The following is a 15,589-nucleotide window of genomic DNA, read 5'->3' as shown; positions in this document are numbered from 1 at the left end:
TCATTTTTAAAATATGGGTTGATTGATATCCCGAGATTGCGACAACGGAGCACGTAAACCATACCCCCAACCCTCAATTTCCAGCTTGACAAAGCACTGGTAAGGCCAGCAGGCATTCAATCAGCAGGTCTAAAGGTGAATGAAATTCACAGTTCAATGCATGTGCTCTGTGTCACCTGCTGAATATTTTAGAGCGCATCAATTTTAACGATAGCGTCTCTCAATCTAATCTACTCGGGCCAAACAACCCTGGAGACGCTACAGGAAAACGGGACACCGTCTAAAGTTACCTGTAAGCTCTTTGCTTTATTTAGTGACAGCCAAGCTTCACGGTGAAATTTCGTGTTGCACATAGTAAAAGTCGGCTTCATGCACGTCCTCTATTTTGTTCTCCTCACACAAACAGTCAGAAATAATTATTATTTTTTAAAAACAGACCTGAATTATTCGATGAGCATACGATTACTTATGTGACTCGATATTAATTGAGCCTGAACTCGTATGGCAACAACTTGCTCATCGAGCGGTTCGACGCTGCGCATGATGATTGTTTTATGTTTGATTGAACAAAGTGTTTAATCATGTTTAATCAAGTGGTACTGCTGACTTTTATGTCTAGGAATCGTGGCAATGATTGAGAGCGAATTTGTGAAAACAGTTCCTCGCTTAATGATCCCATTTCTGGTTTCCTTGTATTCAGTTCTTATTCCAGCGTTTGATTATCTTATTTCAGGAAGGGCTTTGTTATGTTGAACCGTAGTCGTGGGAAGAAATCAGGTTTTACGCTTATTGAGCTACTGGTTGTAATTGCAATTATCGCGATACTTGTTTCATTGCTCCTTCCGGCGGTACAGCAGGCACGTGAAGCGGCGCGCCGCAGTAATTGCAAAAACAACCTGAAACAAATCGGTCTGGCGCTCCACAACTATCATGAGACATACGGCATGTTTCCCATTGGTGGAACAGGAGATCGTGACCGTCCGCCGCGTGTAAGCTGGCAGGTCCGTATTTTACCGAACATAGATCAGGCAGCATTGTTTAATCAGATCGACATGTCCGGTGCGACCGCCTCTGCAGTGCAGGCAACGCTTGCTGATGGCAGAATCGTACGAGAAATACCGATGACGATATATAAGTGCCCCAGCGACCCATATAATCAACCGCGGGCAGGATATGCCCAATGCAACTATGCCGGTTCCATGGGGTCGCAATCAGCACCCAGTGGCTCCTCCGCTTGCAGTCCTTTTCAGGTTTATGCACTAAAATCAACCCTCTATGGAAAGACGCTTTTGAAGAGTGGTATCTCTGGCATGATCTCCAGGAATGGAGCAAGTATCCGTATTGCGGATGTTCTAGACGGCGCGTCAAACACCATCCAGGTAGGTGAGACTCTGCCATCATGCCTGGACGCAGACAGGGGGAGTTGGTCTTACGCACAGTCAACCTGCAACGCTGAAACGATGACGCTTACTCCCATCAATGAATTTACAACGTGCGATCAATTAGGAGCTTCCCGTCGTATCACAAATTCTGCCTGCACTGCTCATACTCAGTGGAACTACTCTCTTGGGTTTAAGTCGATGCATGCCGGAGGGGCTCACTTTTTGATGGTCGACGGTGCCGTGCGTTTTCTCAGCGAAAACATCGATCATGCCGACACGTTCCAGCATCTGGGTGATCGCGCTGACGGGGCCGTACTCGGCGAATTCTAGAGCGCATTACATTTAACGATAGCGACTCTTAACCCAATCTACTCGGGCCACACAGCTCTGGAAGCGCAACAGTAAACCTGGACGCAGTCCAGTCGTGTTTTGGATTTGAGGAGGGGAAGGCGGTTCTCAGAACTCGATTTTCAGGTGAAGTGCGCACTCACGTCAGTGGGAAGCTGATCTGCGACCGCAGCTCGAATGCAATACTCAGTCAACAGGAAGTAATCCCTTTAATCCTTCCTTCGGAGTGTTCACCACCTCCTGCTTTGTAACTTGGAGAATACTGATCTCCGTTTGTTTCAAATTATAACATCGGACACTATGAATATATTTTAATGGGAGAATTGAATGAACAGATTCACTGGTTTCCTGCTACTCATTTCTGCGCAGACCCTGGTTGGCTGTAGCGGGAGCGATGGCCCCCAGGTGGCTGCCGTTGAAGGAACTGTCACGTGGGAAGGAAAACCGCTTGCTGATGCCGGCATTGCCTTCACTCCGGAGAAAGGCCCTGTCGCCATAGGCAGGACGAATGAGTCAGGGCAATTTAATCTTTCCACTCAAGGACGCAACGGGGCTGTCGTTGGCTCACATCGAGTAACGATTGAGGCCTTCCAACCACTGCCTCCCGGCAAGAAAGCTGTCAGCTCGGAGGGAGAAGTTCTCATTGCACCCGTCTCACGTATTCCTTCAAAGTATGGAGTTCTTATAAAAAGTGGTCTGGAAGCCAAAGTGACTGCAAATGAAAGTGAAAACAATTTCGATTTTGAGCTGAAGTGACGGATACCACCGCGATTGGTTCTTTCAATTGCATGTCGCTGCCCACCAGAAAAACGGGAGCTCATTCCGGACCGCCAAATTGAGTATTGTCTCAATGTGGAATGCTGGCAGACTAACTTTGTGGGTGAACAAGCACTTACAATGTTTCAACAGGAGCTTGCGGTGGCTGTGTGGCCATTGAGACAGTGTATGATGAGAATATATGCGACCAGCAATGCTTCATATGTAGCATCAGAAATTAAAGACTGTCAAAGCAGCGGTAAAAACTCCATTGGTTATCTCAAACGGTGAGAGCTATGAAGGGGCAATGTAAGAATACGGGACCCACCTGATTAAAGTGTCCACAAACTACGTCGTGGAATACTGATTCCGGCTCTTCAGAATATTCCGCCTCCCGTTCTTTACTGACGTCAATGGACAAACAGTCTCTGGAAATTCGTTAAGAATAGTCGGTATCGGAAACTACAAATAACGAAATAATTTGTGGATTATTTGAATACACGACCTGTAATATCTTCTGGGCGTACGATTACTTATAGAGACCAGGGTTATTGCGTGTTGTCCTGCAGGGGAGGGTATCATAGTGGAAAACCTCATGGAACAGAAAAACCAGGAAAGGCAATTCACAAAACTTCTGACGGCGAATCGTCGACAGTTGTATGCTTTTATATATTCATTGTTGGCGGATCACGCTGATGCGGAAGATGTTTACCAGCGTTGCAGTATGATTATGTGGGCAAAGTATGACCAGTTTGATACGAACTGTGATTTCCTGCCCTGGGCGATGGGCATCGCGTTTTACGAAGTGAAAAACTTTTTACGTGTGTCTTCACGTGATCGACATCTTTTCTCAGAGCAGTTACTCGAACAGCTCTTCGAATGCATGTCTTCCCAGAAAAATAATCATAGTACACAGATGCTGTCACTGGAGAAATGTTTGAAAACGCTGCGTCAAAAAGATTTATGGTTGATACAGCAGGTTTACTGGGAGAGGCGGAAGTGCTCGGCCGTCGCGGAAGAAACCGGAATGAAAATTAACGCGCTCTATGACCGGGTTGGCAGAATCCGTAGCCAGCTAAAAGAGTGTGTAAGGCGCCGGGTGGCGGAGGTGGAACATGCCTGATCAAAATCAGAAAAATGAGAAAGAATTTGAACGGCTACTCTGCCGTCTGGCCGATGGTTCTCTTGATAAAGCCGATGCTGAACTTTTGGAGTCCTTGCTCATAGATCAGCCAGAGCGCCAGGCATTGTACCTGGAATACATGTGGCTTGATTCGTCACTGATCGAACTGGGAGGCGTCAGCAAAAACGCTCCCGAACTCAATCTTCAGCGCAGCCGACAAAAAAAATCTCTTGCTTTCAGCGTATTGGCACTTACAGCGTGCACTCTGGCCTGCCTGCTTGTGATTCTCCTTGTGCTACCTGCCCTTGAATCAAGAAATCAATTCGCTGAAAACAAAGCTGCAGAGAGTGATCTGCCATCAAAAACAGTAGAGTCAGCGACCATAAAAAATACGCCGAAAGAATTGGTTTCCGAAGCACGATTTATCGCAGGACATCGTACTGTGTTTCGTGGTTCCAATTCTCCCATGCTGATTGGAAGTCGCTTACACTTCTCAGAGCATTACATGCTGCAAGAAGGGTTGATAAAGATTCTTTTTCCTTCAGGCGCCGAAGTGATTCTCAGTGCACCTGCGCAATTCCAGGTCGTAAAAAATGATGAGCTTATTGTGAATCTCGGCAAGTGCTCTGTTTATGCGCCAAAGGGGGCCGAAGGTTTTGAGGTCACGACACCCACAAGTGAAGTGGTCGATTTAGGGACTCGTTTTTCCGTTGCCGTCGCTGAAGATGGATCATCCAATGTGGCGGTCGTCGAAGGCGAGGCTGAAATATCCTCGCTGAATCGAGCCCGCAAGAAAACATTGTTCAAAGGCGATACCGCCTATGTTGGTACTGACCTGCAAATAAAAGACGGAGATAAAACCCCGCAAGACGAACAATATGTCGCCACGATACCGGACCGGCTGATGGCATATGAATCGATCCAGGATGAATCTGGGCTGGCAAAGGAGCTGTCGTCTTTATACGTGCAACGCGCAGGTCTTCCTCGTACTTATCATACAGATGATTTTATTCTGCCACGTATCAATCATTATCTACCGGGAACCCACGCTTTTGGGATTGTTCCCGCGGATTCCCCTGCTGAAGCATACAATCAATTTGGTTCAATGAATCTGTTATTTGCTTCGGCATTCATTAACCCGTCAGGCCAGAAAGAACTGCATCAGGGAGAATTTACATTAGGCCCCCAGGGAACGCCCGGCATGAATCTCATATTTGATCGGCCGATTATTAATTCACCCGGTCCCGATCTCGTTCTATTCGACGCACAGTCGATCGCGCATTCTCTGGAGGGAGACGTGTTCCATTTGTATCCGCATACAGAGCATCCCGACGCACAGCCGATCACCATCAGGAAATACGATATTGATGGTTATTCGGCAGAGGCCAGACTGATGACGGGATGTCGTTTGACTTTCTTGAGTTCAGAAAAAGCTGACGATGGCACACCTCTTCCCAACACAGCGCGGTCACAGCTAATAAATAAAGTTCCTTCTCGCTTGTTTGTCGTTGGTATCGATCTGAGTGACATGAACATCCCGCCTGGCGCAGCAATCACCGGACTTTTCCTTCAAGACGCCGACGACGACAAAGACCGGATTGATCCGGTTGTCATTGTTGGTCTTCCCCCCGTCAAATAACGTAGTAGATCTCAGGTTTTATGCTCAACTTGTTCAAATTTATTGTGACCTCTCTTTGCATCGCTCTGTGGCTGGGGGCTTCGGCGAATGCCGCTGAACTTGCTCCGGATGTAATGAAGTTCTTTGAATTAAAAGTGCGTCCCTTACTCTCAGAGCACTGTTGGTCTTGTCACGGTGAACAGGAGCAAAAAGGTGCTCTGCGGCTCGACACGCGTGGCCATATGCTACTGGGGGGAGAGTCGGGAACATCAGTGGTTCCCGGCAAACCGGACGAAAGTCTGCTCATGGAGGCGGTGCGCTATGAATCGTATGAAATGCCTCCGGCGGGAAAACTCAAGGAAGACCAGATTAAGATACTTGAAAAATGGGTCTCCCTGGGTGCTCCCTGGCCGGGAGCGGACGACTCGGTTCCGGTTCGCCAGGAACATGGCCCTGGATTCACTGAGAAAGACCGCGCCTGGTGGGCGATTCAGCCTTTACAGGAGGTAACTGTACCGTCATTAAAGATCAAACAGCGTCACAGTAACGAAGTAGATCAGTTCATCTTTTCCACGCTGGAACAGCAGGGACTGACTGCTGCTCCAGAAGCAGACAAGCGGTCATTGATCCGTCGGGTCTATTTTGACCTGCACGGCCTGCCTCCCACTCCGGAGGAAGTGCAGAGATTTGTAAACGATCAGCGCCCGGATGCTTACGAGCGTCTTGTTGATCGTCTGCTTTCCAGTCCTCGCTATGGAGAACGCTGGTCGCGGCACTGGCTTGATATCGTGCGGTATGCAGATTCGGACGGTTATCGTGCCGACGGCTATCGACCGCATGCATGGCGCTACCGCGATTACGTAATCCGATCGCTCAATGAGGATAAGCCTTATAATCAGTTCGTCCAGGAACAGTTAGCGGGGGATGAACTGTTCCCTGATAATGTCGATGCACAAATTGCAACCGGTTTCCTGACGCACGGAACCTATGAGTGGAACAGCCGTGATGTTGCCGGGCAGTGGAACCTGATGCTCAATGAATTGACCGATACTGTCGGTGACGTCTTCCTGGGAGTCGGTATGCAATGTGCCCGATGTCATGATCACAAATTCGATCCCATTCTGCAAAAAGATTATTTCCAACTGCGGGCATTCTTTGAGCCGATCCTGATTCAGACCAGCGAAGTAGCCGCTTCAACCAGTCAACATGAGAAGTACCAGCGGGAAATTGCGGCCTGGGAGCAGGCCACGCAACAAATTCGTCAGGAAATTGCTGCAGTTCAGGATCCCTATCGAGCGAAAGCCGAAGCCGTCATCAAGTCATTTCCGCCCGACATCCAGGCGATGATTAAAAAACCGGCAGGAAAACGAACTCCGCGTGAACAACAGCTGGTAAAGCTGGCATGGCGTCAGGTGGAATATAATTATGAGAAGCTTGACAGGCTACTGAAACCGGCGGATAAAGAAAAGGTCCTGGATTTGAGACGCCAGTTGGCAAAGTTCGATCAACTGAAACCCGCGCCGCTACCTGTGGCGCAACAGGCTCGGGATATCGGACCACAGTCCCCCACGACAACCATTCCCAAGAAACGTACGGAATGTGAGCCCGGTTTTCTGGCAATTCTTAATGAAACCCCTGACGAACATCTGGGACCCCCAAACGATAAGACTACCAGTCGCAGAAGCGCATTGGCTCGTTGGCTGACACAGCCGAGCAATCCCCTGTCGACACGAGTGATCGTGAATCGCATCTGGCAGTATCACTTTGGCAAAGGCCTGGCACCACACAGCAGTGATTTTGGAAGTCTGGGTGGCCCGCCTACGCATCCTGAGTTACTCGATTGGCTGACTCAAGCGTTCCTCGACGACGGTTGGCGGTTCAAAAACCTGCATCGTTTGATTGTTACCTCTGCAACTTATCGCCAATCTGCTTTGCATCCACAGGAAGAGGCGATGATTGCCATCGATCCGGGAAACAAGTTTTACTGGTGTGCAGAGACACGCCGACTCGACGCAGAACAAATTCGCGATTCCATATTGGCAGTAACCGGACAGCTTAACCTGCAAGCCGGCGGTCCCGGAGTCGCTGCCAGTGTACCAAGGCGGTCCATCTATTTACGGATGATGAGAAACAGCAGTGATCCGTTATTAGAGGTGTTTGACTTGCCACGGTTTTTTGCCAGCGTCCCTGCACGCGATACGACAACGTCTCCGGTTCAATCATTGCAGTTGTTCAATAGTCAGCAAATGTTACGATTTGCCGATCAGCTTTCAAAAAGGGCATTTGACGAATCGAAAACGGTTTCGGGCATTGAAAAAGAAGATGCCGAATTGATACGAGCGTGGGAAATTGTTTTTGGCAGAGCAATTACCAGTGAGGAACTGACGATAGCTAAAGAGTTTCTCACGCGCCAGGAAAAACTGCTGTCTGAGCAGGAAACAACGGTGAATCTGCAGCAACTGGAAACGGCGTCCATGCCTTACCGGAATGGGCAATCGGTTGTCTTTCATGCGGATCAGCCATCACCTTTTTATGTCGCAGATGACAAACAGTTGAAACCGGAAAACAACACCATCGAAGTTTTCTTCCAGATCCGGTCGATCTATGAATCGGGGGCTGTGCGTACGCTGGTTTCGAAGTGGAGCGGCAAGGTGCCTGAACCGGGCTGGATTTTCGGTGTCACGGGCCGAGGTTCGCGACGGAAGCCGCAAACCCTTGTTTTTCGCACATTTGGGCAGAGAAGCGACGGCTCAGTGGGTGACGAGATCATTTTTTCTGATCAACACATTCAACTTAATACGCCGTACTATGCCGCGGTCAGTTTTCACGTCACTGGTGAGCAGGCAGGCACGATCGACTTTTACCTGAAAGATCTCTCGAATGACGATGAGCAATTAGGCCGGATCACGAAAAAACACCGGATAGTTCAGGTGCAGAACAATAGCCTGCCCATCGCCTTCGGTCGCATGGTTCGCAATCCTCAGAGTTTCTTTGATGGTCTGATTGATGATATCCGCTTTTCATCGCAGGCGCTGGACTCCCAGTCTCTACTTTTCACACAGGAGTCTGTTACGAAGGACACACTGGGCTATTGGAAATTTGATCCTGTACCAGGCATGCTCCAGGACAGTTCGAAGAATAAGCATCACATTAGCAATGATGACCAGATGTCGTCAGCCGGCAATCCACGTCGGCAGGCGTTTGTCGATCTGTGTCATATCCTGCTGAATTCCAATGAATTTCTCTACGTCCATTAAGGCGATTACATGTTTTCAATGCCACATTTTCAAATACCCCAAAACCGTCGGGAATTTCTGGAAACGAGCGGACACGGATTTGGCGCTCTCGCGTTGGCCAGTCTGCTCTCCCAGGCAGAAGGCTCTTCCGAATCTAGACGGTCCGTGACGAACACCGGCCAGGTACCACATCATCAGCCGCGGGCGAAGAATATCATCTTCCTGTTCATGGAAGGGGGCCCGAGCCAGATCGATACGTTTGATCCCAAGCCACTCTTAAATAAGCTGGCAGGCAAAAGTCTGCCCGACAGCTTCGGCGAAATTCTGACCGCGGCCGGAGAATCACGATCACCCTTACTGGTTTCAAAACGGAAATGGAAACAGCACGGCGAAGCGGGCACCTGGGTCTCCGACTGGCTACCCGAAATCGCAACCTGTGTTGACGATATCGCCGTGATCCGTTCCTGCTGGGCAGATGGCCTAAATCACTCATCAAGCGTCTGCCAGATGAATACCTGCTCGCTGACAGGCGGTCGTCCCTCACTGGGGAGTTGGGTGACCTACGGCCTTGGCTCGGAAAACCGGGACCTTCCCTCGTTCGTCGTCATGCAGGATAACCGCTCACAGGTTGTGAATGGACCACGCAACTGGGGAACAGGATTTATGCCGGCGGTTTATCAGGGAATTCAACTGCGGGAAGGCAAACAGCCGATTCCGAATCTGAACAATCCGGAAGGGATTACGGATATCCGCCAGCAGAGTAAACTGTCGCTTCTGAAATCTCTGAATCAGGACTTTACACACGAGCATTCCCGTCAGACCCAATTGGAAGCACGTATCGCCAGTTATGAGTTGGCATTTCGTATGCAGGCCGAAGCCCCCGAGGCGGTCGACCTCAGCCAGGAGACTGAAGCAACACGGAAGCTCTATGGTATGGACCAGGAGGAGACATCCTCTTTCGGTCGGTTGTGTCTGATGTCGCGTCGTCTTGTCGAAAAAGGCGTTCGCTTTGTACAGCTTTATCATGGAGCCGGGAGTAAGTGGGATGCCCACAGCGGCATTGAAAAAAATCACACGAAACTCTGTAAAACGATGGATCTTCCGGTCGCTGGATTGATTAAGGATCTGAAGCAGCGAGGGTTACTGGATGAGACTCTCGTCGTGTGGGGCGGCGAATTCGGTCGTACTCCCATGTCGGAAAAAGGAGATGGCCGCGATCATAATCCAACTGGATTCACCATGTGGATGGCCGGCGGAGGAGTTAAGGGAGGTCAGACGATCGGCGCGACCGACGAACTGGGCCTGCGAGCCATAGAAGATCGCATGCACGTACATGACCTGCATGCATCGATCCTCCACCTGATGGGGCTGGACCGTATGAAACTGGTTTATGAATACAATGGCCGTCCCGAACGCCCCACAATCAATGAAGGTGAGTTCCAAACGAAACTGGTGACCGGTTAGGACACGCTTTGAAGAAACCAAATTAAAAGCTGAGACCACTGTGGAGCAGTAATGTGTTATCGATTTTGATATCTGTGGCATTCCTCTCCAGTTCAAATTTACGTCCAAAGACATAACCGATTTCTACATTATACTTCCTGCCAGCGTTGCCGAAGCGCCCGGGTTCTTGCGGTGGTATTGATTCCCAGCCCAATACAAATCGCCATTCTCGATAATTAAGTCTCTCTGAAGTTCCATTGGCACGTTGGTAGGCCCAGTTTCCACCAGACATGCCTCCGCCCACATATCCCCAATGCTGCCGATCGGAAGACTCGGACAAGAGGAATGAAACTCGCGGGTTAGGCAACATGAGATTGACTTTTATCGAGTCAGATGGTTCCCAGATTGCGCCCAGAACGGGAATCACCGGGATGTCCTCCTGGCCGGTGGCTAAAGCGCCGAACGCCCAGTTCCACTTTTCATTGGGGCGGTACATGGCGAACATCCCGCCTCGGAACTGCCAGGCCATACTGCCTGTGTTCTGCAGATCAGACGCAAATACGGCGCTGAGCATCGTTCTGGTCATCCACTTATCATTGATTCGTCGCATCCATGCCAGTCCCAGTGAAAACTGATGCAGGTTCTCAGGTAAATCCAGGGCAGGGGAGGCGTTGATCCCGGTATAAGAATAGGCGGCTGTCAGGAATGGGGGCGGTGGTCCAAAAAGGGGATATAAAGGCAACTTCATTGCGAGGTCAGAGGAACTGATCTCAACACCATCGGTTTCCGGTTCCCATTCGGCAGCGAGATCAAACCGGGGACGCATTAAAGATTTCAAGTCTGGTGGACGCTTTGATTCCGTCTGCTGATCGAAGCCTGGATCTTCCAGAGGATCTTCAGGGATGGTTTCTGGAACCGGGAACTCATCTCGTGGAGATTCCAATTCATTCCGCAAAAACTGATCGGTTGGCAATAAAACAACATATCCGGGCTCAGTTGATGGTGGGGCTGAAATTTCAGATTGTTGCATCGTCTGCGCAGATAGATTCAGTTGGCAACTGAATAGTACGAGACTATAACACAATATCCTGAAAAGAAACGGCATCAGATTATGTCATCCATGACAAATTGAAGAAGTGAAAGCCAAATACAGAGATGAAGGAGTTGAATAGATAAGAGAGGAATTTAGTTGATTGTAGTTCCAGGGTAAAAGTTGACCAATACAAAAACAAAAATTTACAGGGAATCGGGGCTGCTCAATCGCAATTTAGCTTGAATCATTTAGAAAAATAATATTCCGCGGCTAACTGGAACTGGTCAATTAATCGTTTCTGCCATTCGCTGGAACTTCAAAAGGAGCGTTTAAAACTTTGGTTTTCAGTATTTTTGCTTTGAATGAACCTCCGCGCATTACGATCTTTAGAGAGTTCGGTTCATTTGTGCACTGTGTTCTGGTCGACAGTTGCTTAAAGCTTTAACACGAAATCAATGCATAGTCGGTTTCTTGAGTCAGGGTAAGAGGTTATGGAGTATTACGTATTTTAAACTGATCTATCAAATTTGATTCAAATAGAATCACGTTGTCCTGTTCCAGCATTAATTCGTGGCTCATGCGGGCAGGACAGTGAATGGCGCAATCTGCCTCGTCGTTTAATTTATGGTCTGATGAGAGGGGGGGCGGATCAATGGTCCAAAGTGGGCATCCGCAGATCGTTTAAAATATGGCTTGAACAGGAAACAAAGAAATCTGGAAGTTGTGAACTTTGTAACGCTGATCTTCCGATGTCAGAATTACAGGCTACTTTCATTGAACAGGAACGCGAAATCTACTAAATCAATTCCATAACGCCTGCTTCTGATTTTCGTCCAGCGATGCCATTTTACTATTATTTAAGTACTTCGAGTGTTTTATGTCTAATAACCCGCCAGACAATCAGGATTCCTCCATAGATCCAGGTTCAAATATGATTCCATCTGATATCAAATCAGCGGCCTGGTTATTTGAACAACTGGCCGTCGATTCTGGTCGCTCAGCGGATCGAACCCGGATTCGACGCGCTTTAATTGAAGCGACTTCAGTTAACTCAGCAGAATCAGATGTCGAATGGTGGGACTGGCTGGTTGAAGCCAGTCGTAGCCTGGGACTGAAATACAAAGTAATGGATTGCACATTTCGTGAATTGACTGAAGTCGCCAGTGAAGGCGGACGGATTATTACCCATGTGGAGAATCCTCCGGAATGGGTGGCGCTGGTAGCAGCTAAGAGGAGACGTTTTCAGATATTGCAGCCGGGGCAGGAACAGCACCGGGTTTGGATGAGTGCTCGCAGGATGCGCAGAGTACTGCAGATTAAGAATCGGGATGAAGTGATTCGGTGTCTGATTATTAAACCCGAACTGACGACTTCCACTGATCCCGGCCATGAGTTGCATGCACAACTGCCGCTGGACCGGGTGCTCGCTTTGATGAAACCGGAATCTGCAGATATCTGGACAATCACCGTTTTTGCTCTGGTGACTGGATTGCTGGCTCTGGCAACGCCACTCGCTGTCGAGACCCTGGTGAATACTGTTGCCTTTGGACGTCTGCTGCAACCATTGATTGTTCTGGCTTTGATGCTCCTGGCATTTCTCTCATTTTCTGCTGCTCTGTTAGGGTTACAGACCTATGTCGTGGAAATTATTCAACGTCGGCTCTTTGCGAGAGTCGCGGCAGATTTATCCTATCGGTTGCCACGAATCGTGCCGTCAACCCTTGAAGGACAATCAGGCCGAGAACTGGTGAATCGTTTTTTCGATGTCATTACCGTCCAAAAAGCCTCGTCAACACTACTGCTCGACGGGATATCTCTGGTATTGAGTACGCTGATTGGTATGACCGTTCTGGCATTTTACCATCCCTGGCTGCTGGGATTCGATGTGGTGTTACTGGGGCTGATCGCATTTATTATCTTTGTACTGGGGCGCGGTGCCGTCAACAGTAGTATCAAGGAATCAAAGGCGAAGTACAAAGTCGCAGCGTGGCTTGAAGATCTGATAGGCTGTCCGACAGCATTTCGTTATCGGGGGGCGGCTGAATTTGCGCTCGATCAGGCCGATCATTTGACGTATGAATATCTCATCGCACGTAAAAAACATTTTCGCATCGTGATGCGGCAGATTATCTTCGCCTTAGGGCTACAGGCGGTTGCCAGTACCGCATTATTGGGACTGGGAGGCTGGCTGGTTATTGCCGGACAGTTAACTCTGGGGCAACTCGTAGCAGCGGAACTGATTGTGACTGTCATTGTTGGTTCTTTTGCAAAAATGGGAAAGCACTTGCAGAGTTATTATGACCTGCTGACATCGGTAGATAAGCTTGGGGTTTTATTTGACCTGCCGATGGAACGCCAGGATGGTTTGTTGGGATTACCGCATGATAAACCTGCAGAAGTCGTGATCACTAATCTGCTTGGTCCCAAACGTCATGCTGGAAATCATGGAGAACCACTCAACCTGAAGATTAAATCCAGTGAGCGTTTGATGTTAATGGGATCCAGTGGAAGTGGTAAAAGCGAGGTCCTGGATCTTTTGTTCGGCTTGTCAAAACCTGAAGAAGGTCATGTCTCCATCAATGGCATCGACCCCAGAGATTTGCGACCGGATGTACTCAGGAAACATGTGGCGCTGGTGCGCGACGTTGAAATATTCTCGGGGACACTGGAAGAAAATGTTCATCTGGAGCGGTCTTATGTTTCGACCAGTGATGTCCGCGAGGCATTGGAATGGGTCGGGTTGATCGATGAGATTATCAAACTGCCTCAGGGACTGAATACCCACCTGGTCGATAATGGATATCCACTGTCTATCAATCAGGCTCGTAAGTTGATGCTCGCAAGGGCAATTGTCGGACGTCCTCGTTTGCTGCTCGTGGATGCTGTGATTGATTGTTTTCCGGATGGGGAAGCAGAACAGTTGATGGCTATGTTATCAGATTCGGAGCGACTCTGGACGATGGTTATGGTCACGGGACGACAAAGTCTGGCGGAGGCTGGAACAATGATCTGTCAATTGGATGACGGGCAGCTGGTGTCGCAGGAGGGGAACTCTCATGTCAACTAAGAAAGCACTTGATACAACGGCATCGCATTCCAAAAGCAATCGCTGGTCGTTATTGAGCCCTGTGGCGTACAGCGAATCCAGTATGCCTGCATTGAGGCTGGCGCGGTCATCAAGGCTGGCACGTAAGATCGCGAAAGTATTGTTCGGAATTCTTGCATTAACAATTACGGTCATGGTTTTTGCACCGTGGCAGCAGTCGGTGAGGGGAACGGGCAATGTACTGGCTTATTCCCCAGACCAGAGGCAGCAGGTCATCCAAGCAACTATCAAAGGTCGCATTGCACGCTGGGGGGATCAGATTTATGAGAATGCCCTGGTTAAAAAAGGGCAGGTCATCGCCGAGATTCGCGATCTCGATGAATCCTACGCTGCACGCCTGGATCTGCAGGTCATGAATACCCAGCAGGCGCTGGTTGCTGCAAAGCAACACCTGGAAGCAAACAAGCGGGCACTGGAAGCAGCAAAAACGATTGTGGAATCCTACCAGGCACAAGTTCAGGCTTTTGAAACGGTCAAGCGTGAAACGGTGAATGCACAGAATGCTTATATTGAAATGGCTGCCAAGAAGGTGCGGGCGGAACAGCAGAAGCTGGCAGAATATGAAGCAGCATTACCACAACTGCAGGCAGAGTATGACCGTATGAAAACTCTGCAGGCGGAAAATAATATTTCCTTGCAGAAGCTGCAGGAAGTAACTCGAAAATTCAAAGAAGCAAACAGCAAAGCCAAAGGCGCAGAATTCTATTATGGCGCTGCTAAAGATGAGCTGTCAGGTAAACAGAGTGAGCGAACTGCCAAAGTCGAGAAAGCCCAGGCTGAGATCGACAAGACAAAAGCCATGTTACGAAAAGCAAATGGTGATGTGTCAAAAGCGGAGAGTGATATTGCCAAATCACAACAGGAGCTGAATAAAGTGGAGAAGGAACTGCTGGATATGCAGGTCAAAGTTTCACGTCAGGAAAGCCAGGTGATCAAAGCTCCCTTCGCCGGTTACATCGTACAGATTACTCCCAATCTGGGGACTGCCATCCTCAAGCAGGGAGACCCGATTTGTACGATCGTCCCCTTTACAAAAGACCGCTCTGTTCAAATCTGGCTTGATGGAAATGACGCCCCCCTGGTTCAACCAGGGCGACACGTGCGTCTGCAGTTTGAGGGCTGGCCAGCCGTGCAGTTCTCCGGTTGGCCTTCTGTCGCGGTGGGAACTTTTGGAGGCCAGGTTGTTTCAGTGGATTCCATTGATAACGGACTCGGGAAATTTCGAATTCTGATCCGTCCCGATCCCAATGACGAACCGTGGCCGCGGGATCGGTTTCTACGCCAGGGTGTACGCGCGAATGCCTGGGTGCTGCTGAACCAGGTACCCCTCTGGTACGAAGTCTGGCGGAAGCTAAATGGTTTCCCTCCCGCCGTTTCGGTACAGGAGCCGGACCAGAAGACCAATAAAAGCAAACCTCCCAAAATACCAAAGTGAGACAAGGTAGATTGCGGTGAGTTTGCGGCCTTCGTTGTGTCTTGCGAAAGGCGCGCGATGATCTTCAGAGAAAATGCCTGCGCCCCAACTTCAGGTCAATTAGTTGTTT

General features: G+C 49.2%; 9 protein-coding genes. 8 read left to right on the top strand and 1 reads right to left on the bottom strand.

What is annotated here, in order from left to right:
* Nucleotides 1–746 precede the first annotated feature (746 nt).
* From ACN0YH_RS01095 to ACN0YH_RS01070, 6 genes are all read left to right on the top strand, one after another.
* Nucleotides 747–1,712 (top strand): DUF1559 domain-containing protein, encoded by a 966-nt coding sequence (locus tag ACN0YH_RS01095; protein ID WP_417377708.1) that lies wholly within the window; start codon nucleotides 747–749, stop codon nucleotides 1,710–1,712.
* Nucleotides 1,713–2,057: 345 nt separating this feature from the next.
* Nucleotides 2,058–2,486 (top strand): hypothetical protein, encoded by a 429-nt coding sequence (locus ACN0YH_RS01090; RefSeq protein WP_417377707.1) that lies wholly within the window; start codon nucleotides 2,058–2,060, stop codon nucleotides 2,484–2,486.
* Nucleotides 2,487–3,081: 595 nt separating this feature from the next.
* The gene (locus ACN0YH_RS01085; protein WP_417377706.1) at nucleotides 3,082–3,609 is read left to right on the top strand and encodes a sigma-70 family RNA polymerase sigma factor; all 528 of its coding nucleotides are present in this window, start codon (nucleotides 3,082–3,084) and stop codon (nucleotides 3,607–3,609) included.
* Nucleotides 3,602–5,248, top strand: coding sequence for a FecR family protein (locus tag ACN0YH_RS01080; RefSeq protein ID WP_417377705.1), 1,647 nt, complete (start codon nucleotides 3,602–3,604; stop codon nucleotides 5,246–5,248). The genes ACN0YH_RS01085 and ACN0YH_RS01080 overlap by 8 nt, the downstream gene beginning before the upstream one ends.
* Nucleotides 5,249–5,268: 20 nt before the next feature.
* Nucleotides 5,269–8,484 carry a DUF1549 domain-containing protein gene (locus ACN0YH_RS01075; RefSeq protein WP_417377704.1) on the top strand — a complete coding sequence of 1,072 codons (3,216 nt, stop codon included), beginning with the start codon at nucleotides 5,269–5,271 and terminating at the stop codon, nucleotides 8,482–8,484.
* Nucleotides 8,485–8,493: 9 nt separating this feature from the next.
* A complete protein-coding gene (locus ACN0YH_RS01070; RefSeq protein WP_417377703.1) occupies nucleotides 8,494–9,927 on the top strand; it encodes a DUF1501 domain-containing protein in 1,434 nt (477 codons plus the stop codon).
* Nucleotides 9,928–9,949: 22 nt separating this feature from the next.
* Here ACN0YH_RS01070 and ACN0YH_RS01065 read toward each other — a convergent pair whose 3' ends face one another.
* Nucleotides 9,950–10,849: a DUF6268 family outer membrane beta-barrel protein gene (locus tag ACN0YH_RS01065; protein WP_417377702.1), complete on the bottom strand. Its 900-nt coding sequence runs from the start codon at nucleotides 10,847–10,849 to the stop codon at nucleotides 9,950–9,952.
* Nucleotides 10,850–11,870: 1,021 nt separating this feature from the next.
* Between ACN0YH_RS01065 and ACN0YH_RS01060 the strand changes: the two genes are divergently transcribed.
* Together ACN0YH_RS01060 and ACN0YH_RS01055 are read left to right on the top strand one after the other, a co-directional pair.
* The gene (locus ACN0YH_RS01060; RefSeq protein WP_417377701.1) at nucleotides 11,871–14,006 is read left to right on the top strand and encodes a peptidase domain-containing ABC transporter; all 2,136 of its coding nucleotides are present in this window, start codon (nucleotides 11,871–11,873) and stop codon (nucleotides 14,004–14,006) included.
* Nucleotides 13,996–15,480, top strand: coding sequence for an HlyD family secretion protein (locus ACN0YH_RS01055; protein WP_417377700.1), 1,485 nt, complete (start codon nucleotides 13,996–13,998; stop codon nucleotides 15,478–15,480). Before ACN0YH_RS01060 ends, ACN0YH_RS01055 begins: the two co-directional genes overlap by 11 nt.
* The last annotated feature ends 109 nt before the right edge of the window (nucleotides 15,481–15,589 follow it).

This window comes from Gimesia sp. (assembly GCF_048262075.1).
Lineage (GTDB): Bacteria > Planctomycetota > Planctomycetia > Planctomycetales > Planctomycetaceae > Gimesia.
Note: the sequence above shows the minus strand (reverse complement) of the source record. Positions and strands in the feature narration are given on the sequence as shown.

Excerpts from the sequence above, each read along its gene's own strand:
- ACN0YH_RS01095 (WP_417377708.1), top strand. The coding sequence starts at position 747 with ATGTTGAACCGTAGTCGTGGGAAGAAATCAGGTTTTACGCTTATTGAG.
- ACN0YH_RS01090 (WP_417377707.1), top strand. The coding sequence starts at position 2,058 with ATGAACAGATTCACTGGTTTCCTGCTACTCATTTCTGCGCAGACCCTG.
- ACN0YH_RS01085 (WP_417377706.1), top strand. The coding sequence starts at position 3,082 with ATGGAACAGAAAAACCAGGAAAGGCAATTCACAAAACTTCTGACGGCG.
- ACN0YH_RS01080 (WP_417377705.1), top strand. The coding sequence starts at position 3,602 with ATGCCTGATCAAAATCAGAAAAATGAGAAAGAATTTGAACGGCTACTC.
- ACN0YH_RS01075 (WP_417377704.1), top strand. The coding sequence starts at position 5,269 with ATGCTCAACTTGTTCAAATTTATTGTGACCTCTCTTTGCATCGCTCTG.
- ACN0YH_RS01070 (WP_417377703.1), top strand. The coding sequence starts at position 8,494 with ATGTTTTCAATGCCACATTTTCAAATACCCCAAAACCGTCGGGAATTT.
- ACN0YH_RS01060 (WP_417377701.1), top strand. The coding sequence starts at position 11,871 with ATGATTCCATCTGATATCAAATCAGCGGCCTGGTTATTTGAACAACTG.
- ACN0YH_RS01055 (WP_417377700.1), top strand. The coding sequence starts at position 13,996 with ATGTCAACTAAGAAAGCACTTGATACAACGGCATCGCATTCCAAAAGC.